This is a genomic window from Breznakibacter xylanolyticus (genome assembly GCF_003254275.1).
Taxonomy (GTDB): domain Bacteria; phylum Bacteroidota; class Bacteroidia; order Bacteroidales; family Marinilabiliaceae; genus Breznakibacter; species Breznakibacter xylanolyticus.
On record NZ_QKZK01000003.1, the window covers coordinates 34524 to 56469 of the forward strand.

Genomic DNA, 21946 nt, shown 5'->3' on the forward strand with positions numbered 1-21946 from the left:
GGCCTTATGATTGTTTTAGCAGGTCGATGATTTCCTGGATGGTTTTCTCCTGATCGTTGATCATCACCAGTTGAATTTGAAGGCTGTCGGTCAGGTTTTTGACTTTGTTGCCAAATTCTCCGGAAACCAATTTTTTTGCCCCTTTGGATGCTACCAGTTGTACGGCTGCCGGTCCGGCACCTTCTACCGCATCTTTGTTGGGGTTGGGGATGAATTCTATTCCCTGACTTTCGGTATCGTAAATGGCAAAAAATGAACAACGTCCAAAACGACTGTCTAATTTAGCAGTCAGGCTGTTGTCGGTCGATGTAATGGCTACTTTCATATGTTTATAATTTAGCCCCCTAATCCCCCAAAGGGGGACTTGAGGGTGTTGTTCTTCTTAATGATCTGGTGGAACTTGCCAATAATCATCCCTCTGTGTGAGAAAGGTTCGTTTATGGCTCGTTACATGTCTATGTGTTTTTGTTAATTATTTAATTTGCTGCGATTGTATTTGTTCATGAGACTCCCCATTTCACCCCACACAACCCTAAACTCCTCCACTCCTAAACTTCTCCACTCTTCCCCTCTTCCCCTCTCTTCCAGCCTTCATGCTTTGTGATTTCGATGCTGTTGGCATCGTTTCATGTGGTTTCCTTTTAACTGTTTGTCATGGTGGGTCATTTGTCCGCAATCGGGGCAATAACGTGTGTGACCCGGCATGCCTTGTTCGCGTTCAAGCTGCTTGTGGCATTCCGGGCAGGTGTCTGTTGCTGATGTGTCTTGTTCATTGTATTGCATGATATCCTTTGAGTGGCAAAGGGCGCAGTGCGTTACCGGGATATCCTTTTCGGGATGATTGAACCAACAACCACATCGGTTGCATCCATACCATTCACTGTCAAAAAAGACTTTTCCTCCCTCAAACAAGATGGGCTTTCCGGTGATAAAGGCCTCTGCGATTTTGCGGCGGGCAGTTTCATAAATGCGGGCATAAGTTGGGCGTGAGACTTGCATGATTGCGGCAGCCTCCACTTGACCCAATTGGTCAAAATCACTGAGTCGAATCGATTCGTATTCTTCATAGTTCAGGGTCACCGGGCTTTCATCTGATAAGCCAATTGGCTTGAATCCTTTGAAGTGTGGCGGATTGGTGACCTTGCGGATGCGTTTGGGACGTGGCATTTTAAATGAGCATATGTTCAAAACAAAAGTAATGGTCATTTGTTCTTTTTTTGAATCGTTTTGCCCTTTTTTTGATGAATGAATGTGTTAATAAATGTCAATCAGCAATCATTGAGTTGTTTAGTGTTTCTCGTTTTTGCGTGCAGCTCTCTTTACTTTATCCATTTATCCCCATATCTTGCCATTTCCTCCTCCGAAAAAGCCATTGGTTTAGGTTTCTTTGAGGATATAATCATGAATAATCAATTGTTTTAAAACCATTTTGTTATGAAGATGATTCCAAAATTATCAGTTGCAATGTTGTGGATGTCCTTGTTGGTTTTTGCAACAGGCTGCGAAACCCCTCACAGCGGAAACCCCCTCTTTTCTGATCTCCTCACTGCCGACCCCTGTGCGCTGGTGCACAACGATACGCTTTACCTTTTTACCGGAAGCGATGAAATTCCTCAAGGGCAAGATGGATTCTTGATGAAGAAATGGTATGTGTTTTCAACCACCGATATGGTCAATTGGACGCGTCACGGTAGCAAACTTGCTGTCGAAGATTTTAAGTGGGCTGCGGCCAATGCTTTTGCCGGTCATGTGGTGGAGAATCACGGCAAATTTTGGTGGTATGCGCCATTGGTTCATAAGTCGGTGAAAGTGCACGAGGGATTTGCCATTGGGGTTGCCGTGGCCGATCATCCTGCCGGTCCCTATCACGACGCCATTGGTGAGCCCATCATCACCGATACCACCGCGAATTCAATCCCTCTCAATATCGACCCCGCGGTGTATGTCGATGACGACAAGCAGGTCTATTTCTTCTGGGGGTCGTGGGGACAGGTGCGAATGGCCAAAATGAAGGACAACATGATGGAATTGGATGGCCCTGTGGTGGATGTGCCCGGCTTGACCAATTTCTTTGAGGCTCCCTTTATTCACAAACGCAACGGCATTTATTATTTTACCTATTCAGCCGGTTATCCATCGCGCATTGAGTATGCCATTAGCAAAAGTATCCTGGGACCCTGGGAGTACAAGGGGGTGATTAACGACACCATCCCCAATTCGCCCACCAATCATCAGGCCATTGTGACCTTTAAGGGCAACGATTATTTTATTTATCACACAGCCGGTTTGCCCGATGGTGGTCCTTTTCGGCGCAGTGTTTGCATCGATAAGCTCGAGTATGACGAAAATGGCTTGATTAAGCCCGTGGTGCGCACCACCAAAGGTGTGCCCATGATTCGATAATTGGGTTTTTCTCAATTTATCCCTGAGGGATGATGGTCGGTCGCTGTCATCCCTTTTTTTGTGTCTTCGTCTCCCGAAAGGGTATTTGAAATGAGGCTTTTATATCGTGCATTTTTTCAATATTTAGAAGTTCAATGATGAACGTGTTAGGGGCTTCTGTTCCCGTTCATCTTTTCTTTCGTCATCATTCTCACATCTTTTTCTTCTCACACTCCGGTATCCTTCTTTTATTGATGAATCTTTATTTAAACTTTGCGAGATGTTGTGTGTTGGTACAGAATTTGCATTTGTTGTATTAGGAGTTTCTTAATTTGTTTCAGGAGGACATGTCATGAAAAACATCATTTTTACATCACTGGTCGTTGCTGCACTGGTTGCGGCAGGCTGTGGCTCTTCCCGCCCGGGTGGAGATTACAGTTATGTGGACGACATTTATTATAATCCCCGTACCGATCAGGTGGCCGGTGCCTCACGGTTTAATGAACCCGCCGTGCTGGATCGTGATGCCCAAAAGACGAGCGATCGGGAGTTGGCTCAACTGAAACGTGATCAGATCCCTCAAACTCCGAATCAAAACGCCGATTTTAATGCCATTCAGGAGCGTTATGCCAATATTCTGGCCAACGATTCCATCTCCGAGGTCGATACCTTGGTCTATGCCAATGATGAAACCGGCTATTGGGTCGATGGATTTGATGGGTCGGATATGGATCGTGACTATGCCGAACGTATTGTTCGGTTTCATGGCTCTTTGGCCGGGGTGCCTTATTGGTCTCCTCTTTATAGCGAAATCGTGTACGGTAGCAACTGGAATTGGAACGTGTATGTAGACGGGAGTTATGCCTGGGCTTTCCCCACGTGGTCTAATCCCTGGTATTATAATTATTATACCTCTCCACGCTGGTCGTTGTCGTTTGGTTTTGGATGGCCCTATTATCGCAATTGGGGGTATTGGGGCGGTTATTCTGCCTGGTATGATCCTTGGTATGGATATGGTTATCCTTATCATGGATATTATGGTGGTTACTATGGCCATCATCATCACCCGATTGGCGGTGGAGGTAGCGGACGGACCTATACCAACGAGGTTCCCCGTCGTGGCAATGCGACCAATCATTCGTATGCTCCTTCTACCACAAGGGACAGTTATAGTCGACCCGGTACCGCCGGGACTACAACTCGCCGGGTAGATGAACAAGGCAATACCGTGATCAGCAATGGTCAACAAACCTATACTCGTCCATCGCGCGATTCGTATCAGCAAAATGGTGGAACTGTCAAGTCTGCCGGCACTCCCTCATCAAGTGAGTCGAGAACCAACGACAGAGCGGTACGTCGCAGTTATACCCCGACATACTCTCAACCGCAATCTACGTCGCGACCCTCATACAACCGTACTGAAGCGCCTGCCCGTAGTTCTGCGCCAACACGTTCGTCCGGCTCTGGCAATGTGACAACGCCATCCCGGTCGTCATCTCCCGGGGTGCGCTATCAGTCATCGGGAAGCACCACTCCTCCGGCTTCGTCAGGAAGTAGTGGATCTCGTACTTACACCCGTCCTTCGCGTAGCGAGTCCTCTTCTTCTCCATCCTATTCAGCTCCTTCACGCAGCTCGGGCAGCTATGGCGGTGGTGGTAGCAGCAGTGGCGGTGGCTCTATGAATTCCGGATCTTCTTCGGGTGGCGGTAGCAGTTCTGGTAGCAGTAATCCTCGCTCTTCGCGTCGTTGATAAGTTGGGGTGATGCAGCTGTTTGTGTTTGATAATTACTTCTGTTGTGTTAAGAAATCCATACTAAACACCTTAAATCACCCTTTGGGGGATGATGGGGTTAAACGTTAAGAATCATGAAACGAATCATATTTTCCGCAACTGCTCTCCTGATGTGCTCGGGTCTGTTGATGGCTCAGGGCGAGAGTGATATTTTATTGATGTCCCGCACGCAGATGAATGGGACGGCTCGTTCGGTGGCGCTCGGGGGTGCCATGGGTGCGCTCGGGGGCGACATGTCGTCTATTGCCATTAACCCGGCAGGAATTGGTGTGTATCGCTCTTCGGAGTTCGCCTTCACCACGGGTGTCAACTACAATGGCACTTATACCGATTATCACGGCACCAAGATGAATGATGAGCATTTTAACCTGCCCATCAATCAAATTGGTTACGTGGGCACCTGGATGCCCATGCGCGAAGTGAACAACGGGGTGGTGAGCACTCATTTCGGAATCGGATACAACCGCATCAATGGATTTGATCAGAATTTTATCATGGGAGGAAATTCTCTCAAGAGTTCTATGCTGAGTCGTTTTGTGATTGATGCAACCGGCAAGGCCACCAATCAACTGGGGAGTTTTGGTGCCGAATTGGCTTATGATGCTTATTTGCTTGACTTGCTCCCCGGGATGGAGTCGGAATATTATCAAGCTCATGAATACATCAGCGATCAAAACCAAATTGTGATGCCCAATACCATCAATCAACGTCAAAAGATTGAGAAGAATGGTTATGGCGGCGAATATGCCTTCACCTTTGGGATGAACGTGAGTAACTTGATCCAATTGGGGGCTTCTCTTAACTTTCAGTCGTTGGTGTATGATGAAAACAATGCCTATCGTGAGCAAAATAATTATGATGTGATTGCTGTGGGGCCCCTTGATGTTGATTATTTTGAATATTACAGAAATACCAATTTAAGGGGAACTTCAATCAATGCAAAGTTGGGGGTGATTGTTCGACCCATTCAACAACTTCGTGTTGGTTTGGCATACCATACTCCCAATTGGTATCAGGTGACTCAGGAGTACAACGAACGAATGGTGTCGCATTTTCATGCTGCTGAAAACAATCATGCCATTGTTGATTCGCCTTATTCTGATATGGAGTATAAGTTTCGAACTCCCGGTAAATTTGTGGCCAGCATTGCCGGTGTGATGGAACGTGGTCTGGTGAGTGTCGATTATGAATACACTGATTATTCGCAAGCCAAGTTTACCCCTGCCGGTGGTAATTTCGACATTGATAATGTGACCGATCCGCTTAATCAGTCAATCTCTATCTATTACCAGCCCGCTCATACTATCCGCGTGGGTGCTGAAATGAAACTGACAGACCAGTTGTTAGGTCGTTTGGGGGCCGGTTATTATGGTAGTCCCATAAAAAGCGAATACACCATCAGCGATATGGCTCGTACCACCTACTCGGCCGGATTAGGCTATCGCACCAATTTCTTCTTTTGCGATGTGGCTTACATGATGGCCACTCAAAAGGAAGATCATTACGCATTTAATTACGATGCTTCGGTTTATGATTATCTCGAGCCGGTGTCACCGGTCGCTGTGTCGCAATACAATCACCAGGTGTCGGTGACCTTTGGATGGAAGTTTTAATAGATGAGTTTATTTAATATTGAATGGCTTCAGGGTGTTGTCGAAAGGCAGCACCCTTTATTTTTGTGGCGGTGATTGTGATTGGGAGGATCGCGTTATGACATCGGGCGTTGCCCAATGTCAGGGGTGGAGCCACATTGTCGCCCAAAGGGGCATTTGTGGATGATGCATGGTTTTGTTACATTGTGTTTGATGGATTGCTGTGCCTATTGATGTTGTGCTGAATCATCGAAAAAACCTTTCCATCAACCACAAACACCCCATGGAGATATGGAAAAAACCATTAGTTTTGCGGCTCAAATTCATAATAATTTATTGACAGATGAAGAACGGAAATCCTGCTGTTGTGGGCCTGGCCGGTTTTGGCCTGACCACTTTGTTATTGCAATTTCACAACCTGGGATGGCTTGGGTTAGGCCCTGTGTTGGCCATGGGGATCATTTTTGGAGGCTTGGCTCAGATGATTGCCGGTTTTATGGAGCAAAAAATGGGCAACAACTTTGGCTTTAGTGCCTTTGTGGCTTATGGTGCTTTCTGGATTGGTTTGGGCATTATCTGGATCCTTAACCATTTCAAAATTTACGAATCCAATCATCACGATGTGGGATTTTTCCTGGGTGCCTGGATGTTGTATACGGCCATTATGTTGGTGGCTTCTATGCGCATTCACATGGCCATGTTCATCACCTTTTTGACGCTCGAAATCGGATTCATCGGTCTGGTAATCGGTCACTTTGGCGATTCGGTTTTCAACACCATTGCGGCTGTTGATTTGATTGTGTGTGCACTGGCTGCCTGGTACATGATGGCCGGTATCATCATCAACGACCTGGCCGGAAAAACGGTGTTGCCCATGGGTAAAAAGCTGATTGCTTAATTCCATTTTGTAAGATATTGAAGGGCTGTCGCTAACCATCGACAGCCTTTTTCATTTCAAGTAGCCGATGTGCGTTTGGTGTTTGAAATTGGCTACTTTTGTGCGTTTTCTTAATTTTCTATTTTTACAATTCGTTTCTAAAGTGTTTTCCCCATAGAAACGATTTTTCTTTTGTTATTATAACTGTTTATGCCATACACGAAAGTTACGGTGACGTTGCGTCCCTATTCCGAAGCGGTTTCCGACATCTTTGTTGCTCAATTGGGTGAGATTGATTACGAGAGTTTTGTTGAAACCGAATCCGGCTTTGAAGCCTATGTGCAAAGCCCTTTGTTCTCGCGCGAGCGCCTCGAGCAGCAAATCATTCCCGTTGATGGGGTCTCTTTTACTTATGATGTGGAAGAGATACCTGACCAGAATTGGAATGAGGAGTGGGAGAAGAATTATTTTCAGCCCATCGTGATTGATGACTTGTGTGTGGTGCGCGGTCCTTTTCATCCCGAGTTCCCGCACATTCCGCATCGTATTGTCATTGAGCCTAAAATGGCTTTCGGAACCGGCCATCACGAAACCACCGGCATGATGCTCAAGCACATTTTGGCCAACGACATGACCGGGCTCCGGGTGCTCGATATGGGCTGTGGTACCGGCATCCTGGGCATCCTGGCCTCTATGCGTGGCGCAAGAGAAGTGGTGGGCATTGACATCGACCAGTGGTCGGTTGACAATACCCTCGAAAACTGTTCGCTCAACCATATTCACAACATGAGTGTTCAACTGGGTGATGCTGCGTCTCTATCCGGCATGCTTCCTTATGATGTCATTTTGGCTAACATTAACCGCAACATCCTGCTCGAGGATATGGTCAAATATGTAGCGGTGCTGAAGCCCGGTGGTATGTTGATTATGAGTGGTTTTTATGCCGAAGACTTGCCCTTGATTCAGCAAGAGGCTCAGCGCAACGGGCTCACTTATGTCGATCATCGCGAACAAAACCGTTGGGTGGCGCCTGCTTTTCTTTTGAAACTATAATCCCAGCGATTTTTTTATATCTTTCCATCACATTGCTTTGTAACTTACAGGGCGATGTGATTTTTTTTTAAACCCCTTGCAGATTATCTTGAAATGAAGCGATTTATTTTAATGTTTGGGCTGTTGTGCCTCTGTCTTTATCATGCCGATGCTCAGCAGGTTTATCAGTTTAGTGCCAAATACGATGAGTTTCTGGTGCAGTTAAAGGATCGATTTGAATTGACTTCCGAAAAAAAGGAGGTGAAAACTTATATGGATGCCTTTTTGCAATTCTGGTCTTCGCCCGAACTGCCCGATGCGGCTCGCGATCAGATTATTGCCACGCTCAATTTGCTCAATGTTAAAAAGGCTCAGCCCTATCCGGATTATGACACTTATTTGTCCACCTATCGGGTTTTTGTGGAAACCAAGCATGATGCCCAAAGTTTTAATGCCTGGCATCAGGCTGTCTCTGATATGATTAAAAAGCCCAGGGTGGCTTTGCGTACTGTCAATCGGTTGATGGACGTGGCTCGTAATCAGCTGCAAAAGGGGATTATCTATGCGACGCCATCGGTCAGCTGGTCTGCAACACCCGCTTTTTTCTCTTATCAATACGATGGGGAGCAGCTCAAGGCCGTTTATCCCGGCCCCTTTGAAATGACTTGCAAGGCTTTTAACGACAGCATTACCATCTTTAATACGTCCGGATCTTTTGCGTTGAACGACCTGGTGTGGAAAGCTGACAAAGGTAGTTTGACTTGGGAACGGGCCGGATTTGCCGCCTCGGATGTGTATGCCACTCTCGATACATTTCAAATTAAACTGGAGAAACCTTATTTTGAAGCCTCTAATGTGGTGTTTTACAATCGTCAGTTTTTTAGTTTCCCGTTAAAAGGGTCAATCGAGCATAAGGTGGCCGGGATTAAGACGCCCGAGGATGCTGTTTATCCCAAATTCCGTTCGTCGGGTGAACGCTTCCGCATCGACAACATCCATCCCAATATGGTTTACGAGGGCGGTTTTTCTCAGCATGGCGCTAAATTTTTGGGATCTGGAACCGATGGTGAACCGGCTCGCATCAATATCGTGCGCAACGACACGGTGTTTGTGGAGGCGCGATCTCGTTTTTTTGCCTTGCGTAAAGATTACATCACTTCTACCGATGCCGAGGTCTACATCCGTCTCGACTCGGCATTTATCTATCATCCGGGATTGTTGTTTAAGTTTGTGATGAACGACAATGAGTTGCATCTCATTCGTAACGGTGAGGGGTTGGCTCAAAGTCCTTATTTCGATACTTATCACAACATCAGTCTTGATGTGGAACTCATTCGTTGGCAATTGCATACCAATACCATCAACTTTCAAATGGTGAGCGGTGCTGCTCAGAATTATGCTTTCTTTGAATCACTCAGTTATTACCGTGAAAATTTTTATAACCAATTGCAGGGAATGGATGCCATTCACCCGCTGCAGGGATTGAAAAACTGCTCTCGTTACTTTCATGGTCACCCCTTTACCGCTGCCGATTATGCCAAGTTTTTGGGCATGCCACAACATCAGGTGCGTCAACAGGTGATGAATCTCTCGTTTTTTGGGTTTATCGGTTACAACGTCGATACCGACATGATTGAGATTCGCGATCGGTTAGAGGATTATTTGCAGTTCCGACTTGGAAAGAAGGATTATGATGTGATCCGATTCAACTCTACCACCGAAGCGCGTGTGCCCAATGCTCAGCTCGACCTGCAGAACTACGACTTGCGTTTGAACGGCGTTTCGAACATCTCCATTTGTGACCATCAAAACGTTGTTTTCTTTCCTCGCGAAGAAAAAATCCTACTCAAGCAAAATCGTAATTTTTCATTTGATGGCAGCATCAATGCCGGGATGCTCAACTTTTTTGGGGATGGATTTAAGTTTTCGTACGACAACTTTCGCATCGACATGGAGGTCATCGATTCTATGCGAATGCAAGTGCAAACCGGCGATCTCGATTATTTTGGACAACCCCAACTGGCATTTGTTCGCAGCACCATTGCCGATCTCTCCGGGTATTTGCAAATTGATAAGCCAAATAACAAGTCGGGGCGCGAGAAGAATCCGCAATTCCCGATTCTGAAAAGCGACAAGACTTCGAAGGTGTATTATGAGAAACCTGAGATTTATGACAACGCCTATAAGCACGAGCATTTTTATTTTGCACTCGATACATTTACACTTACCAATGTCAATACGCTCAATCGGCAGAATATCAATTTTGCCGGGCAGTTCACGTCGGGCATCTTCCCCGAGTTTAGGGAGATGCTGACTGTGCGCAACGATTATTCGCTCGGGTTTAAACGCAAGACTCCCGATGATGGCTTCCCTGCCTATGGTGGTAAAGCCAATTATTATCAGGATATTGATTTGTCAAACAAAGGTTTGCATGGGAATGGAAAACTGACCTATTTGACCTCGACTGCTTATTCCGAGGATTTTCTCTTCTTACCCGATCAGGTGTTGGCTCAGGTGCATCAGTTTACCATGGAAAAACAGGCCTCGGGCGTGCAGTTTCCCGATGTGTCGGCCAAATATGTCGATATGGATTTTCATCCCTATTCGGATGACATGAGCGTCAAATCCCTCGAAGAGAACTTTACCATGTACAACAGTGAAGCGCAGTTGAAGGGATCTATTCAGGTGAAACCCACCGGTCTGGAGGGGAAAGGAACCTTCTATATGCTTCATGGTAGTTTGGTGTCTCCTGCCTATCAGTTTGGGCATCATACCGTATTGGCCGATTCGTCCGACTTCAACCTCTCTACCGGAGGGGTTGAGGGGGTGGCCTTTAATACCACCAACTTGATTTCGAACATTGATTTCGAGACCCGGATGGGGACTTTTACGGCCAAAAATGCCGGCAATAAAGTCGATTTTACCGAGAACCGTTACATCTCTTACATCGACCGTTTTTCGTGGGACATGGATCGGAACTACATCTATCTGGGTGAAAAAGGCTCTAAGGGTAACCGTTTTGTTTCGACTCACCGCCGTCAGGATTCTCTCGACTTTTATGCTCCCCTGGCTCGCTACGATGTGGGGCTGAAGATGATTGAGGCCGAAGAGGTCAAGAATATCCATGTGGCTGATGTGAATGTGTTCCTCACAAACGGCATCGTGCGCATTCGTCCCGATGCGGTCATGGATCCCCTGGATAGTACCACCATTGAGTTGAATAACGGTTTGCACAAAATGTACAATGCCAATGTGACCATCGAAGGTAAAAAATCATATAAAGGGCGCGGGTGGTACGATTTTGTCAATGGGAATGGCAAGGTGTTGCCGATTCGTTTTGATCAAATTAAGGTGGATGATGACGTTCACACAACGGCATCGGGTGTCATCACGCCCAGTAACTTTTTTACGTTTGATAAACATTTTGCCTACAAAGGGAAGGTGGCTTTGAATGCCCTCGATACCTTGTTGTCGTTTAACGGGGGCGTGCAGCTGTTGCATCCTTGTCCCTCCGGCCCCCAGGCATACTTACAGTTCGAAGGTCTCGTTGACCCCCAAAAGATCATGATTCCCGTGGGTGATAAGTTGATGGACGCTGATCGAAATGATATTTTTGCTGATTTCTTTTTAACCAAGGATTCGGTGCATCTTTATTCTTCGTTCCTCGAGTCGCAAAAGGATTACAGCGATATGTCGGTGCTCAAAGGGGTTGGCTTTTTGCGTTACAATGCGTCCAACGCCTCGTTTGACATTGCTCCCAAACATCGTCACGAACGTGCGGATACCACCGGAACCATTTTGCAGTTCCTCGAGTCGGGCTGTAACGTGTATGGTGAGGGGCGTCTGAACATGGCCATCGACCTCGATCAGGTCATGCATCGTGCCGCCGGTACCGTGTTGCATCAGCGTGACAAAAATCAAATAACGGTATCATCCTGTTATGGCATCGACTTCTTCTTTAACGAAGAGGTGGTGGAAGCCATCAAGTCGATGTTCTTGAACTCAAAAGCTAAAAATTCGTCGCTTTCGGCCGAGACTTTCGAAAAGCGAATGGCCGAAATCATTGGCAGACCTGCTGCGAAGGCCTTGCAGGCCGAGCGTGCATCGGTTGGCGAAAGCAAGTCTTTGCCCGATTCTGTTGCCGGAATCTTCTCCTTTGCAAATGTGGATTGGACATGGCGAACGGCTTCCAGCTCTTATGTTGCCAATGGGGTTGCCGACTTGACCTTGATTCGCAAGCAAATGCTCAATCGTCAGGTGACTGTGAAGGCTGAGTTGATGCGCAAACGCAGTGGCAACTCCATCGATTTGTACGTGGCTGCTGATGACGAAAAGTGGGTCTATTTCTCTTACAAGGCCGGAATTATGCAGGTGTTAACATCCGACCAGGATTTAAACCTGAAGATACAAACCATCAAGAGTGAAGAGCGCAAGATGAAAACCCGTATGGGCGAAAAGCAATTCTCCTACATCTTGGCACCCAATAGCAAGGTTGCCCGTTTCTTGCAGCGCATCGAAAATTTGAACAATGCTCCTGAAGATGAAGATGTGATGGATGCGGTGGACGAAGAGGCTGTCCCTGTGGAATAGTTTGCATCCAAATTTTTACAACCCCCTTCGTTCTTGTTTTGTCTGCCGGAGGGGGTTTGTTTTTTGTTTTGTATGGAATGATATCATTGTTTTGTGATGTATTTTCCGCATAATTAACCATTTTTGGCGTTTATTGTCCTATGCATCATTTTTGGTGCGTTTTTTATTGAACGAATGGAGAAATTAACGGTTGTTGTTCCTGCTTATAACGAAGCGGCTACCATACATCTGATTCTTGACAGGGTCAGATCGGTTGAGTTAATCAATGGGATTTAAAAAGAAGTGATTGTTGTAAATGATTGTTCTTCCGACCAAACTGAACAGGTCATGAAGGCGTATATGCAGCAATATCCAGATGCCGGCATCAAGCATTTTACCCATGAACGGAATATGGGCAAGGGCGCTGCCATTCATACTGGCATTGCGAATGCCACAGGTGACTATCTGATTGTTCAGGATGCTGATTTGGAATACGATCCCGAGGAATTCAATGATTTACTCAGGCCGGTGCTCAAAGGCGTGGCCGATGTGGTATATGGTTCACGGATTATGGGGAGTAACCCCCACCGCATTCTTTTCTTTTGGCACACCATTGGCAATCGTTTCCTGACATTCATTTCAAACATGTTCACCAATTTGAATCTCACCGACATGGAGACCTGCTATAAGTTGTTTAAAACGTCTATGGTGCAATCGCTTCATTTGAAGGAGAAACGATTCGGTTTTGAGCCCGAGGTGACCGCTAAAATCTCTCGCATTCCCGGTGTTCGTATTTATGAAGTGGGCATTTCATATTATGGTCGTACTTTTGATGAAGGTAAAAAAATCAATTGGAAGGATGGCGTGCGTGCCATTTATTGCATCCTCAAGTACAATCTGTTTTGTAGATGAGGTGTGTATGACATTTCTATGGTCAGATGTTGGTAAAAGAAAAGACGATGTTTTGCCAAAATGATCATTGGTAGCTGTTGTTTTAACTGTGAAATATATTGGCTTTATGTCGAATACTATGGGTAAACAAAACATGGAAGCACGAAATCAAACAAGGTAACTGAGCCGCCTTCGGAAAATGGCGTTAAGAAAATCATAGGCCTGAGCGTTAAAAAAGATGCGCTGTTTGAGCTTGCGAGTTCGCAGATTTTAGTGAAGGCCTATGATTTTTAGCAATTTTACGTTAGCGGCGGCCTTTTTTGCTTACTTTTTGGGGCTGTAGCCAAAAAGTAAGAGCCCGCCCGGCTCGAGGGCACGAAATATTGGTGTGAGTAAATACATACCTATGATTACCCACACAAATCAGAATAGAACCAATATGTTCAAATCCTCCTTTGGTGGATGAGGAGACTTTTTTATGAACCAATGAAGAAAACCGAATTATTCGTTTGGATATTGTTGATCGTTATTGCGATGTGCGTGCTTGGTCTCCGCATCAGCTGTCAATCCAACGCCATTGACGAATTAGAAAAAGTATCCTCGGGAATCCAACCTCGCATCACTCCTGCGTCATATTTGTATTATGTTTCAAATAACGCATCGCCCGAATTGTATTACAAAACACAGTTCTCATTGATTCCTGCGCGTGTGGTCAAAAAAAAGAATTGGATGGAGATTCCTGCCGATAGTTCCATTTTGCTGGTCATCGATCGCAAAATGGCTTTGCCCGATACCTTGTCCGATTTCTTGTTCGCCCAACGACGTGTTTTTTGTGCCGATAGTGTGCCGAATTATTCAATGACTTTAATGGTTTCAAGATGATCATTCTGGTTGCTTTGTTCTTGTGGTGGATGGTGGCTTTTGGCGGCTTCTGTCGTTATTCATCGTTTAAAAATGTGATTTTAAACGGGGTGCTCTCGTTATGGATGACTGGTGCCTTGGCTTCATTTCTTTTCTTCTTCTCACTGATTGGGCATGTCAATTTTATGGTGTTTCAGTGGTCTCTGTTGCTTTTGGGTGGCGGATGCCTGGCATTTTTGTGGCGGCGACATTGGTTTTCGTTAAAGGAAATTCCACTCGGAATGGGATTGACCGCGCTTCAGACGCGTCTGCTCATGGCCATGCTTCTTGTGTTTACCATCTTGTTCTCGGTGGGAGCCGATCGTTGGGGGGAATGGGATGCCTGGGCTATATGGATGTTACATGCTAAATTCCTGTTGTTTGAGAACCATTTCACCAATCTCTTCACCAATGATATATTTTTCACCCACCCCGATTACCCGCTGATGCTTTCATCGCTCATTGCCTTTGTTTGGAAATCATTGGGTCACTCGTCGCCTGTGGTGCCTTTGGTGGTGGCTTATGTGACTGGGCTGTCATTGTTGTTGGGCATGGCGGCCTCTCTGTTTGAGTTGACATATCGCAAGCTTGGTTTGGCGATTGTTTTTGTTTTTACGTTTTCCAACCTCTTGTTTTCGTTTAGTCATTCTCAGTATGCCGATACGCTGTTGAGCCTTTTTATCGTGTGCTCATTTGTCTTTTACCATCACCGAAATACAGGTAATGCTGCATTGTTGCCGTTGATGGCCGGTTTTTTTGCCGCCTCTGCTGGGTGGGTGAAAAATGAAGGGTTGTTGTTTTTTGGCTTGTTTTCCTGCTTTTATCTGGTTTATAACGTGAAGCATTTCAGGCGTATTCTTCTTTATGGTGTTGGTGCTTTACTGCCCTTGGTGGTCATATTCATTTTCAAAATGGGGTATGCTCCGGCCAATGATATTGTGGCATCGGATGCGGATGGATATGTCGCAAAACTCACAGATGTGTCCCGTTATTTGGTGGTGGGGGAGTATTATTATAAGAATTTACTTTCAGGCTCTCAATTGCTGTTGTTGCTCGTGGTGGGTGCGGTGTTTGCTTTCCGGTGGTATCGTGAAATGCCGTTGTGGGTCGGGGGTGCCATGTTGGCCGGGTATTTTGGCATTTACATCCTGAGTCCTTATGGGCTCGATTGGCATTTGGGGACTTCATTCAATCGCTTAATGCACCATCTAACGCCATTTTTAATCTATTCTGCTTTTGTGTGCATCGGACAGCACACCAATTTTGAAACACTCTGCGTTCGTCTCGACTCAAAGCAATAAGTCGGTTAATGGAAGTGCCTGTGTGAGGTCTTTGCAGTTCCCTATTTTTTTAACCACCAAGTCGCAAAGACCACCCAAAGAGCACTAAGAATAAAAACTTCGCGCCCTTTGCGGTTCACTTCTTCTTTTTTTTACCGCCAAGTCGCAAAGATCACGCAAAGAGCGCTAAGAATAAAAAGCTTCGCGTTCCTTACATTACATTCCTCTTTTCAGTTATCTCCTATCTTGTTTATAAGCAAAACGTTGCAGGTTAACTCAGCGCCTTAGAGCCTCAGCGTTTTATCCTACTCAGTGTCCTTTGCGTTTTTTCCTTCGCGCCCTTTGCGGTTCCCTATTTTTTTTACCGCCAAGTCGCAAAGACCACGCAAAGAACGCTAAGAATAAAAAGCTTCGCATTCCTTACATTACATTACATTTCTCTTTTTAGTTGTCTGCTATCTTGCTTATAAGCAAAACGTTGCAGGTTAACTCAGCGCCTTCGCGCCTCAGCGTTTAATCCTACTCAGTGTCCTTTGCGTTTTTTCCTTCGCGCCCTTTGCGGTTCCCTATTTTTTTAACCGCCAAGTCGCAAAGATCACGCAAAGAGCGCTAAGAATAAAAAGCTTCGCATTCCTTACATTACATTTCTCTTTTTAGTTGTCTGCTATCTTGCTTATAAACAAAACGTTGCAGGTTAACTCAGCGCCTTCGCGCCTCAGCGTTTAATCCTACTCAGTGTCCTTTGCGTTTTTTCCTTCGCGCCCTTTGCGGTTCCCTATTTTTTTTTACCGCCAAGTCGCAAAGACCACGCAAAGAACGCCAAGAATAAAAACTTTGTGCTCTTCGTGTTCCTGCCTTCGCGCTTTCTTCGGTAGATTTTTCTCCGTGCCTCCGTGTTTTGATGATATACCCAAAATTTAATGTATCACCCCCGAGCCTATCAGTTCCTCCCCATCGTACCAGGCCGCGAATTGTCCCGAGGTGATGCCTCGCTGCATCTCGTCGAACACAATGTACATGCCGGCCTGCCGACGATGCAGAGTGGCCTGTTGAAGCGGTTGGCGGTAGCGGATGCGCACGCTGTAGGTTCGGCTCTCGCCCTCTTGCATGTTCAGATCGGGGCGAACCCAGTGTATCTCATCGTTGGCAATAAACAGCACCTTGCGAAACAGTCCCGGGTGGTTTTGTCCCATGCCCACATATATCTGGTTGAAGGCCACATCCACGCCAATGATGAACAGCGGCTCCGGGAAGCCGCCAATGCTCAGTCCCTTGCGCTGACCGATGGTGTAGAAGTGAGCCCCGTTGTGTTCGCCAATTTTTTTGCCGTAACGAGGGTGAAAGGGGTAGGGCTTCGACAGTGCTGCCAGCGCTTCGTCGGTGGGTGTGCCCAGGCAATCATCCCACGGGTAGTTGAATAACTCGCTGTCGGGTTCCACCACAAACACTTTGCCCTGTTTGGGCGAGAGTTTCTGTTGCAGGAAAACAGGCAAATCCACCTTGCCGATGAAACAGATGCCCTGCGAGTCTTTTTTGTGCGCCGTAATGAGTTTCAGCTCTCCGGCAATGCGCCTCACCTCGGGTTTGAGCACGTCACCAACGGGAAACAAGGCCTTCGACAACTGTTGTTGCGACAGTTGACAAAGGAAATAGCTTTGATCCTTGTTGGGATCCACCCCCGCCAGCAGGCGGTGCACTTCCTCGCCATCTTTCACAATGGTCTCTTTGCGACAATAGTGACCCGTGGCCACAAAGTCGGCACCCAGCTCTAAGGCCTTGGCCATGAAGGCGTCGAACTTGATTTCGCGGTTGCACAGCACGTCGGGGTTGGGCGTGCGCCCTTTTTCGTACTCGGCAAACATATAGTCGGCCACACGCGCCATGTATTCCTTGCTCAAATCAACAAAATGAAAAGGAATGCCCAGCTTGCGAGCCACTGCCTCGGCGTCAAATTTGTCCTCGAGCCACGGGCAGTCGGCCTCCAGCACTCCCGTCTGGTCGTGCCAATTCTTCATAAACAGGCCAATCACCTCGTGCCCCTGCTGCTTGAGCACATACGCCGCAACGCTCGAATCCACGCCGCCCGACAGTCCTACCACTACTTTTGCCATATCTCTGTTGATTTCACCGCAAAGATAATCTCTTCACCCGGATTTTGATTGAGGGTGGAGAGGGAATAAAAAAAGCTGCCCAGGGGCAGCTCTTGTTTGTTATTTAGTCTTTTGAGAAAGAATTTTCGTTAAAGGGGTTGGATGATGCAGCTTGCGATGATGCACCACTACCAGAACCTGGAGGATCATCACCCATAGGTGGTGGTTCATCTGGGTTAGTCCAACTCATCATGATCAATGAAATTTCTTGATCTAATGCAACCGAGGTTATTGTTGGTTTGGAATATTTTCTCAAGTGTTTCTTCATTTTCAATTATGCCTTGCAAATATAGGCATTTTTTATTTGCTAATTAACACTTTTTCTTGATAATTTTCTTCCAAAGAATTGATTTTTACAATGTATATGCCATTTTCTTTCAAATCAAATATGTTGATTGTCCCTGTCGTTAGCTGTGATTGATTGATGATTTGCCCCTTGGTGTTTAATATTTGAATGGTTGGATTAGTGAGTTCTGGTGTTGATACATAGAGTTTTGATTGCTGTGAATGAAGTTTTATTTGTGTTTTCTTTGGTTCACTTACATTATTCGATTGATTTGGCGTTTCAAGAACGAGTAAAAAACGGTTGTCGTTGGTTGTTGCCTCATTTAGCACAAATGAATAACTACCAACTGATTTTAAGTCTGTTCTAATTTCATTGTTTGAGTCTCCTATATCGTAGAGTTCAATTTTTGTGTCCTCTGGAATGTTCACAATTTCATCGAGGTTGATTTTAAATGTCCCTTTAGAACCGGCTTTGAAGCCCACTGGAATTATTTTGCATCCATCTAGATTTTCATAACCACTGATGGTAAGTTTTTTATCGTTTGTAATTGTATAGAGTTCTAAAAGTTCTGTGTTTTTGGTGGCAAACCATTTTTCGGTGTCAGTGTCGTCAAAATTGTCACTGGAATTGTTAAAAATACCAACAACCATTTCGTCTTTATTATCCCCTTTTATGCCACTTAGGCGTAAATACTGTAATTCATTGGTTGATGTTGTTTTTAAATATGTGCTATTGCTTTGTACCCTGGCTGTTTTGGGGATGGTTAATGTGCCGCTGTTGCCAACGGTTGAGATGTCATATACACGTACCCAAAATGCATGGTTTGAAGGAATGTAGTTCGGGTTTTTTGAGTTTAAGTTGGTGCCAATAGTGCCGTTATAAGAACCGTATTTTTTTTCAAAATTTAACCAAATGTGAAATTGATTTTTAATGTTCATGGTCGTGTCTAGTGCATTCCAATTTATTGCACAAGGATAAGGGTTGCCTGCTAACCCCCAGCCGGCATTTTTAGAATTATAGTTAGCAGTGAATGTATAGGAAGGATCATTGTTTATCGCCCCACTAAAGACATAATCAGTGTAGCTGTATGATCTGTAACCTTGTCCTTGAGTTAATGTTGCCGTGTTTGAAATGGTTTGCCATGTTCCATCCGTGTCTCTCCAATATTGGAATCCCCCTGTGCTGTTAATGTTTGATGGGGTAGCTCCAGATACTGGACTTGATACAGTATACCAGTAGGTATTATTTGAAATGCTTTGATAAATCTTGTTTTTCCCAGCTGAGATCATTCCAGTGCCATCTAAATACAGATAGGCATTGCCTATTTGGGGGTCGTTAGATGATTGAAGTTGAAATTCTTGACTGGCATTAACCGTAACACCATTGGGAATATTTAATCCTGCTCCAGGCTTTACTACAACATTGGCGCAATCATAGTTTGTATTTATTACTGGGTTAAATTCTCCTTTTTCTATAATAATACTCTTTCCTGCTGAATACGTTCCATTCCAGTTTGAAGCTGTGTTCCAATCGCTGCTTGTATTTCCATTCCAAACATTGCATTCAGCCGTTTTAAACACTAAATCATCTGTTGCTTTGAGGTTATTGTATTTATCTTCTATGTTAGTTACTGTAATTGTATAAGTTGTATTGGGTTCCAACGCTATTTTTGGGGTGATCGTTATTGTTTTCTTAGTTCCATCAATCGATGCTGTAAATCCAAAAGTGGGTGAGGTGGAAATAGAATTATGTAGTGTTGTGGATGTGATTTCACTATCATTTGCATTCCGGATGGCCTCATTGTAATTTAATATAATATTCGCTGTGATTGAATTTGAAACAGAATTATTAGTTGGAGTTGTAGTTAACCAAAAGGGGGCAGATGTGTCATTTGTCTCGAAAATGATTGTGGTTAATTCGGTTGCGTTATTACTGTAGTCTTCAATGGGTTGAAGTGTTAGTTGGTATTCTTTCCCTTCTGTTAGGAGCGAGGATGGTGTTATAGTAATGGTATTTCCGCTGATTTCTACTGAACTTGCAACAATGTTTCCATCCATTTTTAATGCTACCAATGAGGTTACATTCGAGTTGTCAATTGGCGTATTGTCTATGTTTCGGATTGGTTCGTTAAACGCAATGGTGATGATTTGGTTTATTGGAACATCTTTTACCCCGTTTATGGGCGTAAAAGTGATAGTGGGTTTTGTTTGGTCGATTGTCGTAAAAGTAACAATGGTTGGTGTTGACGACTCTAAAAAGTTACCGGCTTGGTCTTTCGATGCGAAATAGACATTGTAGCTAGTATTTTCTGTCAAATTATCAAAAAAAGCCGAGTTTGTTGAATTTGCTAAATCAATGATAATTGTGCCTTTTCTGGACGTAGAGACAGCGTTGCCAGAAGCGTCTAATCCAGACCAAACCTGTTCTAAGCTCGGTGCAGCTTCTGTGGTGGTAAGCACTACAAAGCGAGTACTGCTGTTATCATAGTTTAGTGAAGAGTATGCCGTCGCAGAAATATCTAAAATATCTTGGATGTTTGGATATGTTGCTAAGTAATTAAAAGGAATGTTTTGTGTGGTAAATGTTTTACTTCTTGGCGTTGTTGTTTCTATAGTATTACCTTCTGTGTCATAGGTAACAAAGTATGCTGTGTATGATGTATTAGGTGTTAGTCCTGTTATACCAGCTGTATAAGTCGTTTTGGCATTAATAATATTAATATCACCGCAGAGATTGCTAGGAACTGCATTGTCGTTCGCATCTAAATGATTAAACACCTGTTCCAGTGATGGAGCAGGTGAATTACTTAGTAGAACGACATAAGCGCTTGTTTGATTTCCGGCATCGGTTTTGACAGAAACAACTGCTGTTGTTTGAGTTATTGTGTTAACTTGAGGAAATCCTATAATGTATAAAGCTCCCCACCCCACCACCGTCACCATCATCAGTGCCAGTGTCATTCCGATTTGTTGTAAATATGTTTTCATATCGGTACGTATTAGTTCGTTCTATGTAAATAAATTCTTACGTGATTTCTTCAAAAAAATTGTGTCAAAGATAAACCAACCATTCATATAAGCCAGCGGATTAACAATAATTTGACGAGCGATTAAAAAATGTTGACAGGCGTTTTTTATGATCTGTCATTTGAGGGCGCTTGGGAAGGGGTCAGTCGAGCCAGGTATTCCCCATTCTCCCCCTGATGGATGATGTCGCAGTCCCAGCCGTTCTCTTCGGCCGTGTGAGCCAGCATAAACGGGTCGATGAAGAGCCAGTGGAAGCGGGTGCCTTTGGCCTGTTTGTAGCTCATTTGGTATTGGATCTCGCCATAGTAGTGGTCGAAGGTTTCGGGCAGATCCTGCGTCTCCTCATCGTCAAATAGGTAGGCGATGTCGGAGCTGTCGAGCAGCAGTTGTCCGCCTGGGGCGAGCAGTTGTTTGGCGCGGTGGTAAAACTCCGGCAGACGATCGAGTTTGCCCACCAGCCCGATGCCGTTCATGAGCATCAGCAGGGTGTCGTAAAGAGCCTCGGGTTGCCAGGCAAAGAAGTCGGCCTCCACGGGGCGGGCAACGCCGCGTTGGCGCATCACGTTGCACAGACCGGGACTCATCTCCAATGCAGTGGTGTCGAAGCCCTGTTGTTGCAGCCACAAGGCGTGCGAGCCGGTGCCGGCACCCACGTCGAGCACCCTGCCGTGACACATCTGTAACGCCTGTTGCTCAATGGGTGGCATCTGATCGAAGGTGCGGAACAGGTATGGTACCGGAATCACATCGTCCTCCACGATGTTCGATTTGACCTTGATTTTGCCGTTGGGCACGCCGTTGAGATAATCGGCACACGCCAGTCCCATGACGTCGGTGATGTGTTGCATGATGATTTTTTTGCAAAAATAGGGTTTTTATTGGTTAGGCGATGCCCCGGTGATGATGGTGGCATGTGGATGAATCGGGGTATTGGGGGAACACAGATTATGATTAAACGCAGAGTCGCAAAGGCACTGAGTTTTTTCGTGTTATGATGTAGGTTGGAGAAACCATAAAATTTGTGTCAAATATAAATGATGATTAATCAGCGTTAACTCATCTTCCTCAGCGTAACCCACGAAGAACTAACGCTGAGTTGCAGTGAGATCAGATGAGTGCCAGTGAGGTGAAGAAAACTCAGTGGAACTCAGTGTTGACTCATCTTCCTC

General features: G+C 45.3%; 15 protein-coding genes. 9 read left to right on the forward strand and 6 right to left on the reverse strand.

Annotated features, from left to right (window positions below; translation table 11 throughout):
• Positions 1-4: 4 nt before the first annotated feature.
• Positions 5-325: a NifB/NifX family molybdenum-iron cluster-binding protein gene (locus LX69_RS02345; protein ID WP_111444215.1), complete on the reverse strand. Its 321-nt coding sequence runs from the start codon at positions 323-325 to the stop codon at positions 5-7.
• Between the two features lie 266 nt (positions 326-591).
• Complete coding sequence (locus LX69_RS02350) at positions 592-1206, reverse strand: DUF134 domain-containing protein (protein ID WP_111444216.1); 615 nt, start codon at positions 1204-1206, stop codon at positions 592-594.
• Positions 1207-1434: 228 nt separating this feature from the next.
• On the opposite strand from LX69_RS02350, the gene LX69_RS02355 reads away from it, so the two are divergent.
• The 9 genes from LX69_RS02355 to LX69_RS02395 all read left to right on the forward strand — a co-directional run bounded on the left by LX69_RS02355 (position 1435) and on the right by LX69_RS02395 (position 15336).
• Complete coding sequence (locus tag LX69_RS02355; RefSeq protein ID WP_111444217.1) at positions 1435-2403, forward strand: glycoside hydrolase family 43 protein; 969 nt, start codon at positions 1435-1437, stop codon at positions 2401-2403.
• 331 nt (positions 2404-2734) lie between these two features.
• Entirely contained in the window at positions 2735-4132 is a 1398-nt protein-coding gene (locus tag LX69_RS02360; protein WP_111444218.1) for a glycoside hydrolase family 71/99 protein, read from the forward strand.
• 116 nt (positions 4133-4248) lie between these two features.
• Positions 4249-5787 (forward strand): OmpP1/FadL family transporter, encoded by a 1539-nt coding sequence (locus LX69_RS02365; protein ID WP_111444219.1) that lies wholly within the window; start codon positions 4249-4251, stop codon positions 5785-5787.
• A 322-nt stretch (positions 5788-6109) separates the two neighbouring features.
• Positions 6110-6664 carry an acetate uptake transporter gene (locus LX69_RS02370; protein ID WP_111444220.1) on the forward strand — a complete coding sequence of 185 codons (555 nt, stop codon included), beginning with the start codon at positions 6110-6112 and terminating at the stop codon, positions 6662-6664.
• A gap of 189 nt (positions 6665-6853) precedes the next feature.
• Positions 6854-7696, forward strand: coding sequence for a 50S ribosomal protein L11 methyltransferase (gene prmA / locus LX69_RS02375; RefSeq protein ID WP_111444221.1), 843 nt, complete (start codon positions 6854-6856; stop codon positions 7694-7696).
• Between the two features lie 93 nt (positions 7697-7789).
• Complete coding sequence (locus tag LX69_RS02380) at positions 7790-12265, forward strand: hypothetical protein (protein ID WP_111444222.1); 4476 nt, start codon at positions 7790-7792, stop codon at positions 12263-12265.
• Positions 12266-12547: 282 nt separating this feature from the next.
• A complete protein-coding gene (locus LX69_RS02385; RefSeq protein WP_221621255.1) occupies positions 12548-13156 on the forward strand; it encodes a glycosyltransferase family 2 protein in 609 nt (202 codons plus the stop codon).
• Between the two features lie 465 nt (positions 13157-13621).
• Entirely contained in the window at positions 13622-14017 is a 396-nt protein-coding gene (locus tag LX69_RS02390) for a hypothetical protein (RefSeq protein ID WP_111444223.1), read from the forward strand.
• Positions 14014-15336 (forward strand): hypothetical protein, encoded by a 1323-nt coding sequence (locus LX69_RS02395; RefSeq protein ID WP_111444224.1) that lies wholly within the window; start codon positions 14014-14016, stop codon positions 15334-15336. The genes LX69_RS02390 and LX69_RS02395 overlap by 4 nt, the downstream gene beginning before the upstream one ends.
• A gap of 896 nt (positions 15337-16232) precedes the next feature.
• Here LX69_RS02395 and mnmA read toward each other — a convergent pair.
• From mnmA to LX69_RS02410, 4 genes are all read right to left on the reverse strand, one after another.
• Positions 16233-17426, reverse strand: coding sequence for a tRNA 2-thiouridine(34) synthase MnmA (mnmA, locus tag LX69_RS02400; RefSeq protein ID WP_111444225.1), 1194 nt, complete (start codon positions 17424-17426; stop codon positions 16233-16235).
• 103 nt (positions 17427-17529) lie between these two features.
• Positions 17530-17733 carry a hypothetical protein gene (locus LX69_RS17495; protein WP_146260614.1) on the reverse strand — a complete coding sequence of 68 codons (204 nt, stop codon included), beginning with the start codon at positions 17731-17733 and terminating at the stop codon, positions 17530-17532.
• Between the two features lie 32 nt (positions 17734-17765).
• Entirely contained in the window at positions 17766-20738 is a 2973-nt protein-coding gene (locus LX69_RS02405; RefSeq protein WP_111444226.1) for an Ig-like domain-containing protein, read from the reverse strand.
• A gap of 146 nt (positions 20739-20884) precedes the next feature.
• Positions 20885-21625: a class I SAM-dependent methyltransferase gene (locus LX69_RS02410; protein WP_245934921.1), complete on the reverse strand. Its 741-nt coding sequence runs from the start codon at positions 21623-21625 to the stop codon at positions 20885-20887.
• Positions 21626-21946: the final 321 nt, after the last annotated feature.

Coding starts and splice junctions, on each gene's coding strand:
- LX69_RS02345 (WP_111444215.1), bottom strand. CDS start 325: ATGAAAGTAGCCATTACATCGACCGACAACAGCCTGACTGCTAAATTA.
- LX69_RS02350 (WP_111444216.1), bottom strand. CDS start 1,206: ATGACCATTACTTTTGTTTTGAACATATGCTCATTTAAAATGCCACGT.
- LX69_RS02355 (WP_111444217.1), top strand. CDS start 1,435: ATGAAGATGATTCCAAAATTATCAGTTGCAATGTTGTGGATGTCCTTG.
- LX69_RS02360 (WP_111444218.1), top strand. CDS start 2,735: ATGAAAAACATCATTTTTACATCACTGGTCGTTGCTGCACTGGTTGCG.
- LX69_RS02365 (WP_111444219.1), top strand. CDS start 4,249: ATGAAACGAATCATATTTTCCGCAACTGCTCTCCTGATGTGCTCGGGT.
- LX69_RS02370 (WP_111444220.1), top strand. CDS start 6,110: ATGAAGAACGGAAATCCTGCTGTTGTGGGCCTGGCCGGTTTTGGCCTG.
- prmA (WP_111444221.1), top strand. CDS start 6,854: ATGCCATACACGAAAGTTACGGTGACGTTGCGTCCCTATTCCGAAGCG.
- LX69_RS02380 (WP_111444222.1), top strand. CDS start 7,790: ATGAAGCGATTTATTTTAATGTTTGGGCTGTTGTGCCTCTGTCTTTAT.
- LX69_RS02390 (WP_111444223.1), top strand. CDS start 13,622: ATGAAGAAAACCGAATTATTCGTTTGGATATTGTTGATCGTTATTGCG.
- LX69_RS02395 (WP_111444224.1), top strand. CDS start 14,014: ATGATCATTCTGGTTGCTTTGTTCTTGTGGTGGATGGTGGCTTTTGGC.
- mnmA (WP_111444225.1), bottom strand. CDS start 17,426: ATGGCAAAAGTAGTGGTAGGACTGTCGGGCGGCGTGGATTCGAGCGTT.
- LX69_RS17495 (WP_146260614.1), bottom strand. CDS start 17,733: ATGAAGAAACACTTGAGAAAATATTCCAAACCAACAATAACCTCGGTT.
- LX69_RS02405 (WP_111444226.1), bottom strand. CDS start 20,738: ATGAAAACATATTTACAACAAATCGGAATGACACTGGCACTGATGATG.
- LX69_RS02410 (WP_245934921.1), bottom strand. CDS start 21,625: ATGCAACACATCACCGACGTCATGGGACTGGCGTGTGCCGATTATCTC.